This is a genomic window from Promicromonospora kroppenstedtii DSM 19349, from assembly GCF_000515355.1.
Lineage (GTDB): Bacteria > Actinomycetota > Actinomycetes > Actinomycetales > Cellulomonadaceae > Promicromonospora > Promicromonospora kroppenstedtii.
The window spans coordinates 13,922-21,921 of the sequence record NZ_KI911572.1 but is presented as its reverse complement, the minus strand read 5'-3'; the positions used below and the strand labels follow the sequence as shown (position 1 = coordinate 21,921).

The window sequence follows — 8,000 nt, the reverse complement described above, 5'->3', positions numbered from 1 at the left end:
GGTGACGGCCGGCTGGGCGAGGGCCGACCGGCCGCCGGCGATGGCACACCGGGCACGGCCGCCGAGCCCGCACCACCCCGCCTGCTCGACGTCGGCATCGGAACAGGCCTCTCCGCCTTGCCGTTCCGCGCGGCAGGTGCCGAGGTGCTCGGTGTCGAGGTCGACGCCCGCATGGCGGCCGTGGCCGAGGCGCGTGGCCTCGACGTCGAGGTGGCGCGGTTCGAGGGGTGGGACCCGGCGGGACGGCGGTTCGACGCCGTCGTCTCCGGCATGACCTGGCACTGGGTGGACCCGGTCGCAGGCGCCGCTCAGGCAGCCCGTGTGCTGCGCGACCAGGGGGTGCTGGCGGTGTTCTGGCACGCGGCCGACCTGCCGCGCACGCTCCGGTCGGTGCTGCACGACCTGTACTCCCGCGAGCTGGCCGGCACGCCGGGGGCGGGCATGTACGCGCCGGGCCGCTCGGCGGCCGATGGCTACGAGGCGATGCTCGACCGCGCCGAGGCGGGCCTGGCCGAGGTGGGCGGGTTCGGCACGCCGCAGCGGTGGCGGCACGCCTGGGAGCGCCGGTACACCGTCGAGGAGTGGCTCGATCAGGTGCCGACGTCGGGCGGGTTCGGCCGGCTGCCCGAGCCGGTGCGGCGCGCGGTCCTGGCCGGCGTCCGGTCTGCCCTGGAGCAGAACGAGGCCGTGACCGACGGCGCGTTCACCGTGCGCCACACCACGGTCCTGCTGGCGGCCCGCCGCACGTCCTGACCAGCACGACCGGACCCGCCTGCCCGGGCTCGACCGGTCCTGTCCAGTCCCGTCCAGTCCCGTCTCGCTCGATCCGCCCGATCCCGTCCCGTCCCGACCGATCCCCTTTGAGGCCTAAGTTTCTTCGCTTTGCGGCCAGCCAAAGCGAAGAAACTTAGGCCTCAAAGGGGATCGGCCTCAGCGGACCGGTCACCAGCCATCATCGTTCTGCTCCTCCCGCCCGTCGGAGAGGGTGAGAGGGAAAGGGGGCGTCACCGATGGCGCAGTGGGAGAGCGAGCTCGAGGAGCTCATGGCGCGGCGGGGCCGCGCACTGGTGGGGTACGGCTACACGCTGTGCCGGGACCGGGGGCAGGCCGAGGACCTGGTGCAGGACGCGCTGGTCAAGGTGTTCTCGCGGCTGCGGCGGCCGCGGGACATGTCGGGCACCTCCCAGGTCACGGACCTGGACCAGCCGCGGCTGACCAATGCGGAGGCCTACGTGCGCCGGGCCATGCTGACCATCTACCTGGACGGTTACCGCCGGCAGACGAGCTGGACCGGCATCAAGCACCTGCTGGCCGACGAGGACCGCGCGCCCGCGGCGGAGCGCGTCGCGACGGCCCGGGTCGACGTCGGCGTGGCGCTCGCCAGGCTCTCCCCGCGGCAGCGCGAGTCGGTGGTGCTGCGGTTCTTCGAGGACATGACCGTGCCGCAGATCGCACAGACCCTGGGTACGAGCCCGGGGACCATCAAACGGCACCTGTCCAACGCGATGGAGCTGCTGCGCGACTCGCTCGCGGAGATCGCGGTCCCGGAGATCGACACGACGCTCGACGAGCGGCTCGACGCGGTCTCCGGCATGGTGCGTCGCCGCCGCGGGGTCAAGGTGGCGGCCATCGGCGGCGCCTCGCTGGTGGTCGCGGGCATGCTGGCCGTCGCCGCGCTGTGGGGGCCGTCGCGACTTCTGTCCGAGCCGGTGGTGCCGGCCACGCAGAGCCCCGAGCTGTCCAGCGCCCAGGCGGGCGGGCAGGTGCCCAGCCAGTGGAGCGAGCACGGTCCGAAGTACCGGTGCGGCATGGAGGTCACGGAGCTGACGTCGACGTCGGACACGGTGGAGCTGGAGCTGACCGGCGACCTGGAGGCCGACGAGTACGGCCTGACCGCGCCGGTCCGGATCACCCGGACCGACACGGAGGGGCCGGCGCTGGACGGCGGCTACCCCATGCTGGTGTTTGCCCAGAACGGCCAGGTCGTCGACCTCGGGGCGGGCTGGCACGAGGGCGGCTACGTGCTGCCCGACGCCGGGAGGTCCCAGGACGACGTCGCCGAGGCCGGCGCGGCCACGGCCTGCGGCGACTGGACCGTCGGCATGATCTCCGAGACCTACCTGGATCCGCGGCCGGCCGGCACGTACGCCGTCTACGCGGTCATGCCGTGGAGCGACCTCGACGGCACGGGCGGGATGGCCGTCAGCGAGCCGGTCACCATGGAGGTCCCGGAGGTCGACGTGCCGGCCGAGGAGGCACTGACGGTGGACATCCGCGACGGCTACCAGCCCGAGTGGCTGGCAGGCACGGACCTGACCTGCGGCGCCCACGCCTCCGACATTCCGGCCGGCTCGCAGCTGCCCTCGGAACGCGCGGGTCTCAAGCTGTCGGCGGAGACCAGCGGCGAGTCCGTCGCTCCTGATGAGGTGACGATCACGTTCACCGAGACCGCGGGCGAAGTCCTCGACACCACCCGCACGCCGATCGGCCTGGTCTGGCTCAGCGCGGGACGCGTGATCGGGACGGGCCGTGACGTCTGGTCGGAGCCGGAGGAAAACCTCCACGTCGGTCCGAAGGGCGACACCTCCGTCGTCGTCCCGGTCGAGCCGGACCTGTCGTGCCTCACCGACCCCGAGGCCACGCTGCCCGACGGCAGCTACTCGGTGTACGCCCTCACCGAGGTCGACCCCGGGTCGGACGGCGCACCGCAGTACCTGGCCGTGGAGGCCGTCACCGACTACTACGTCGGGGAGTGACCAACGATTCCTCCCCGGTGCGCGTCATGGGGTGTGTGGAGACGATGACAGCACACACGCACCGGGGAGGTGGCCGTGGCGGGATGGGAGACCGAGCTCGATGAGCTGATGAGGACGCGCGGGAGCGCGCTGGTCCGCTACGCCTACATGCTCTCCGGCGACCGCGCCCTCGCCGAGGACCTGGTCCAGGACGCCCTGGTGAAGGTCTACTCGCGGCTGCGCCGTCCGGGCAGGGGTGGGGTCGGTGTGGCGGCGGGGAGCCGGGCGCACGACCTCGACTCCCCGTTCACCAACGTCGAGGGTTACGTGCGGCGCGCGGTCCTGACCATCTACCTCGACGGCTACCGCAAGCGGCAGCGCTGGTCCGGCATCAAGCACCTCCTGGCCGACGACCCCAGCACCCGTGGTGCCGACCAGGCGGCATCGGCACGCGTCGACGTGATGACGGCGCTCGCGAAGCTCGGCGCCCGGGAACGCGCCTGCGTGGTGCTGCGCTACTTCGAGGACATGACTGTGCCCCAGATCGCCGACGCCCTGGGCACCGCCCAGGGCACGGTGAAGCGGTACCTGTCCGACGCGACCAAGAGTCTGCAGGAGATCCTGCGCCCCGACGACTTCCGACCTGCCGAAGGGAGGGCCGCCCGATGAGCCACGACGACCTGAACGACCGAACCGACCGGAACGACTTCCTGAGCGGTGCGCTCCATGGCGCAGCCGACGCCATGCCCGGTGGGGAGGTGAACGACTTGCACGTCTCGTTCCCGGTGGTGCGCGACCGCGTGCGGCGCCGTCGTGCCGTGAAGGTCGGCAGCCTCGCCGGCGCCAGCCTGGTGATGGCGGGCGTGCTCGCCTTCGGCGTCACGCAGTCGCCGGTGTGGGATCGTGAGCCGGTCCTGCCCGGGACGCCGAGCGAGAACGTGGCCCCGAACCGGTCCGCGGACCCGACCGGTGAGCCGTCCTCGTCGGGGCCGCCCGCCACGAGCGTGATCCAGGACGGGTACCAGCCCTCGTGGATCAAGGACCTCGACGCCGGCCTGTCGTGCGGCATGCCGGCGGAAGACCTGGAGACGACGGCGCAGGGCTGGACGTCCTCCGCGAGCGGCGACATCTACGCGGAGACGTTCGAGGAAGGCGGCGAGCCCTCGACGTCGTGGGGCATGTCGGCGCTGGTCTCCGGCAACCAGGGGTCGCTCAATGCGCCCCCGGTCCTCGTGTGGAGCCAGGACGGCGTGGTGGTGGACCTCGGACCGAACGCGTTCGAGGGATCCGCCATGAGCGCGCCGTTGCTCAGCTCTGAGGGCGGTGACGTCACCGAGGCGCAAGGCGGTGCGTTTACCACGTGCGCTCCCGTCGAGACCGAGACCAACGACACTTTCCAGACCCTCCTGCCCGCGGGCGACTACGAGGTGCGGGTGGTGGCCTTCCCGCAGTCCGACTCGGGCCAGTGGGAGACGGCGGTGAGCGAGCCGGTCGCCGTCCGCCTCGACGCCGACGGCGCGCACAGCCCCACCGGCACGCGCGGCGGCGCCGGCACCATCGAGCCGCCGGAGCCCGCCGAGGGCGAGCTGACCCGGTTCGAGCTGGACCGCACCACGGACTGGGTCTCCGCCAAGCAGACCCAGCGCGGGTACGTGACCACCGGCACACCGGCGATCAGAGCACAGTGCGAGAGCCTCGACCCGGACGACGTGGTGCGTTACGAGGTGATGCAGTCCAACGAGTCCTTCGCGTCGGGCGAGGTGCCATGCAACCGGTCCGCGTTCGAGTCGGGGGACGTGATCGGCGGTGCCGAGGAGGCCATCGACATCCGGCTGACGAGCGTGCCGGACGGCGTCACCCGGTTCTGGGCGACCCTCGCCCCGAAGACCGACGACGGCGCGACCGGGGGCGACGCCGCCGGCGCCTGTTCCGCGGACGGCCTCGGCTCGTCCTTCGACCCGGCGAACGCGCCGAGCGAAGCTTCCGGGGCGACCGCGGAGGCCATCGTGGACGCCGCGCTGGCCTGCGACCAGGACCGGCTCGTCGAGCTGGCGACCGAGTACCCCACGGAGCTGCTGATCCCAGCCCAGCCCGCGGAGCAGGTGTTCGCCCTGCCCGAGGACGAGTCGCTGCACTACCTGACCCTGGTCGGGCTCCTGACCGGAACGGTGGGGGCCGACCAGGGCGCGGGGACGTACGTGTGGCCCCGGGTCGCGACCGACGAGTTCCGCGACTCGGACGAGGCCTGGCAGGAGGTGGTGGACGCGGGCGTGCTCACGCCGGGGGACGCCGACGCGCAGCGTGCCGAGGGCTTCGGCTACACGGGGATGCGGATCGCGATCGACAGTGCCGGCAACTGGCGGTACTACTCCGCCACGCCCTGATCGCCGTGGGGGTTCTTCACCCCATCGGTCTTCGTGCCCCGCTCGTGTTGCAGTCCGAGCGGGGCACAGGGGCCCGCAGGGTGAGGAGTAGGAACATGGCCAGCAAGCGATCAGTCGTGGGGACGAGGGTGTGACCACGCGGTGGGATGACGAGCTCACGGAGCTCGTGACGGCCCGGGGGCGGGCCCTCGTGGGATACGGCTACGCGCTGACGGGCGACGTGCGCCGGGCGGAGGACCTGGTCCAGGACGCCCTGGTCCGCGTCTTCCGCCGGTTCCGCCGGCCCGAGGCTGCCGGCACCAAGGGATACTCGGAGTTCTCGCTCCAGGGCGACGGCAGCCACGCGGGCATCGAGGCGTACGTGCGCCGCACGATGCTCAACCTCTACCTCGACGAGACCCGCCGGTTCGCGCTGTGGCGCAAGGCCGAGCCCAAGGTCGCGGTCGAGGACCGGGTGAAGGCACCGGCGTCGGACATCACCGCGCGTGCTGACGTGACGGCCGCGCTGCGCGGCCTGAGCCCGCGTCAGCGGGCGTGCGTGGTGCTCCGCTACTACGACGACCTCACCGTGCCGCAGATCGCCGCCACGCTCGGCATCGCGCAGGGCACCATCAAGCGACACCTGGCCGACGGCATCCACGCCCTGCGTGGCGTGCTCGTGCCGGAAGGAGAGCTCCGATGAGCGGGCACGACGACCTCGGGTTCGACGACCTCGGCCCCGGCGACGGTCTCGGCCACGGCCGCGACGTCCTGAAGCAGACCATCGGCGCGCTGGTCGACGGCGCCATTCCCCGCGGCGTACCGAGCGTGCCCGAGGAGAACCTCGGCCGCCTGCGTCGCAGGGTGCGCACCTGGCGCATCGCCAAGGCCGGAGCGGTGGGGGTGGGCACGGCGGTCGTGGTCAGCGCGCTCGCGTTCAGCGCGGCACAGGCCTCGACCTGGACCCGGACGGAGCCGCTGCCCGGTCGCCCGACCGTGCAGGCCACCGAGTCGGGACCGATGCCCTCGGAGGTCCCGACGACGCGGCTGTCGCCCGGCCCGACGGCGAGCCCGTCCCCGTCGCCTTCGGCCTCGCCGTCGGACGTCCCCATCGGGGAGCCGACGCCGGACCCGAGCGCGTCATCCTCGGCGGAGGGGACGAAGACGGGTACGTCCGAGGCGGGGTGGCCGCCGTTCGAGCCGTTCGACGAGACCTACGCGGCTTGGGACCTGGGCCGTCCGATCGCCTGCGGCATGCCGATCGGCGACCTGCCCGCGGACCCGGTCCGGTTCACCGTCCAGGCGAACGATGCGCCCGCTGACCGGGAGGTCACGGGGTTCACCATCACCGAGGTGGCCGGTGAGGAGCATGAGCTGGCCAGCGGCCGGGCGCCGGAGTACCTGCTGTTCCAGGACGGGCGCATGGTGAGCTCGAGTGACGGCCCGTCCGACGGGGGTTTCTGGGCCCAGGACGAGGAGGCCGTGGTCGACGGCCCGGACGGCACCTACGAGGAAGTTGCGCCTGGCCAGACATGGGAGCTCGGAGAGCCCTACTCGGTCGAGCTCGACGAGTTCGCGAGGTGCGGCGAGCGGGTCTATGACGAGCAGTTCTTCTCCACCGACTACCTCACGCCGCTACCTGCGGGCGAGTACGAGGTCGTCTTCGTCGCCCCGTACAGCACGCGCGACGACCCGGAGAACTTCCAGCTCGCCTACAGCGACCCCTACCCGGTGACGTACCCCTGACCCTCTGTCAGGCGCTCAGGTCACTCCGGTGACCTGAGCGTCTGACACGTCAGGGACGTTCCGGCCGGTAGCCCGCCAGGATGGCGGCGCTCCGACGTCGGCCCCATCGATCGAGGCGCTCCCGGCCCCGCTGGGAGCGCCCGAGCACGCGGTAACGCCACGTGTTGAGCGGCAGCAGGTACGCGTGCGCCCACGGTGGGCGTAGCGGCAGGCCGAGCTCGCGCATGCTCCGCACCCCGAGGAACGCCGTCAGCATCGACAGCAGCCGTTCCCGCTCGAACCGCGCCCGCCACGGCAGCCACCACGCCGGGCCGGGATAGGTCCGCTCGGCCTGCGCGGCGATCACGGCCCGCGCCAGTCGCGGCCCGGCGTCCGAGATGTCGGCCTGCGCCAGGAGCACGTGCTGGTTGAGGCGGTGGCGCGCCCACTCGTCGTCGACCAGGAAGTCGGGGTGCACGCCCATCAGGTGCCCCACCCACTTCCACAGGTGCATCAGCGCCCGGCTGTCCGACGGCGGGACAGGCACACCCAGCGCGCGGCACCCCAGGATCAGCGTGCCGTCGAACAGGCCGAGCGTCGCCGCCTGGTCCGCCTGGTTGATCGGCAGACCCCAGCGAGCGGTGTCCCACGGCTCGGCGTCCCCGCGGTCCGCGCCGGAGCGGTCCGGGCCGGAGGAGTCCGGGCCGGACCGGTTCGCGAACGACGCGCCGACCAGGGCGTGCATCACCCGGACGTGCACGGTGGCCCGCCAGGCCGGGCCGAACGGCCGCAGCGCCCCCGGCTCCGTCAGCCCCACGGTCCACTCCTGCGTCTCGGCGAGGCGGTGCAGAGTGCTGCCGGTCAGGGCACCGGTCGCCACGAGCAGGTCCGTCGGCCCGCCGAACCGGTACCCGCCGACGAGCGAGAGCTGGAGCAGCACGTCGGCGGCATTCTGCCCGAGCCGCCGCTGCACCGCCGCACCCTGCTCCACGAGGTCCCAGTCCACCCAGGAGGGCACGGCGGTGACCTCCCTGAGGAACTCCTGCAGCACCCGGGGCTGCCCTTGGCGCTCGAAATTGAGATCGGTCGGTTGCCTCGAGACCGGTCCATCAACCGACCGGTCTAGATGCGACCGACCGATCTGATTTTCGGGTCCGGGCCCAGGCCCGGACGCCGG

At 72.6% G+C, this 8,000-nt stretch carries 7 protein-coding genes; 6 read left to right on the top strand and 1 reads right to left on the bottom strand.

What is annotated here, in order from left to right; translation table 11 throughout:
* From PROKR_RS01120 to PROKR_RS01095, 6 genes are all read left to right on the top strand, one after another.
* The coding region (locus PROKR_RS01120) for a class I SAM-dependent methyltransferase (protein WP_051432570.1) at positions 1–753 on the top strand (753 nt) is incomplete at its 5' end.
* A 257-nt stretch (positions 754–1,010) separates the two neighbouring features.
* Positions 1,011–2,756 carry an RNA polymerase sigma factor gene (locus PROKR_RS31225; RefSeq protein WP_084800186.1) on the top strand — a complete coding sequence of 582 codons (1,746 nt, stop codon included), beginning with the start codon at positions 1,011–1,013 and terminating at the stop codon, positions 2,754–2,756.
* A gap of 75 nt (positions 2,757–2,831) precedes the next feature.
* Positions 2,832–3,404 (top strand): sigma-70 family RNA polymerase sigma factor, encoded by a 573-nt coding sequence (locus PROKR_RS01110; RefSeq protein ID WP_036959003.1) that lies wholly within the window; start codon positions 2,832–2,834, stop codon positions 3,402–3,404.
* The gene (locus PROKR_RS01105) at positions 3,401–5,119 is read left to right on the top strand and encodes a hypothetical protein (protein WP_036958970.1); all 1,719 of its coding nucleotides are present in this window, start codon (positions 3,401–3,403) and stop codon (positions 5,117–5,119) included. The genes PROKR_RS01110 and PROKR_RS01105 overlap by 4 nt, the downstream gene beginning before the upstream one ends.
* A 130-nt stretch (positions 5,120–5,249) precedes the next feature.
* Positions 5,250–5,801, top strand: a complete 552-nt coding sequence (locus PROKR_RS01100; RefSeq protein ID WP_036958969.1) for a sigma-70 family RNA polymerase sigma factor — start codon at positions 5,250–5,252, stop codon at positions 5,799–5,801.
* Entirely contained in the window at positions 5,798–6,844 is a 1,047-nt protein-coding gene (locus PROKR_RS01095) for a hypothetical protein (RefSeq protein ID WP_036958968.1), read from the top strand. The genes PROKR_RS01100 and PROKR_RS01095 overlap by 4 nt, the downstream gene beginning before the upstream one ends.
* A 49-nt stretch (positions 6,845–6,893) precedes the next feature.
* Here PROKR_RS01095 and PROKR_RS01090 read toward each other — a convergent pair whose 3' ends face one another.
* Complete coding sequence (locus PROKR_RS01090; protein ID WP_051432569.1) at positions 6,894–7,874, bottom strand: oxygenase MpaB family protein; 981 nt, start codon at positions 7,872–7,874, stop codon at positions 6,894–6,896.
* Between the last annotated feature and the right edge of the window lie 126 nt (positions 7,875–8,000).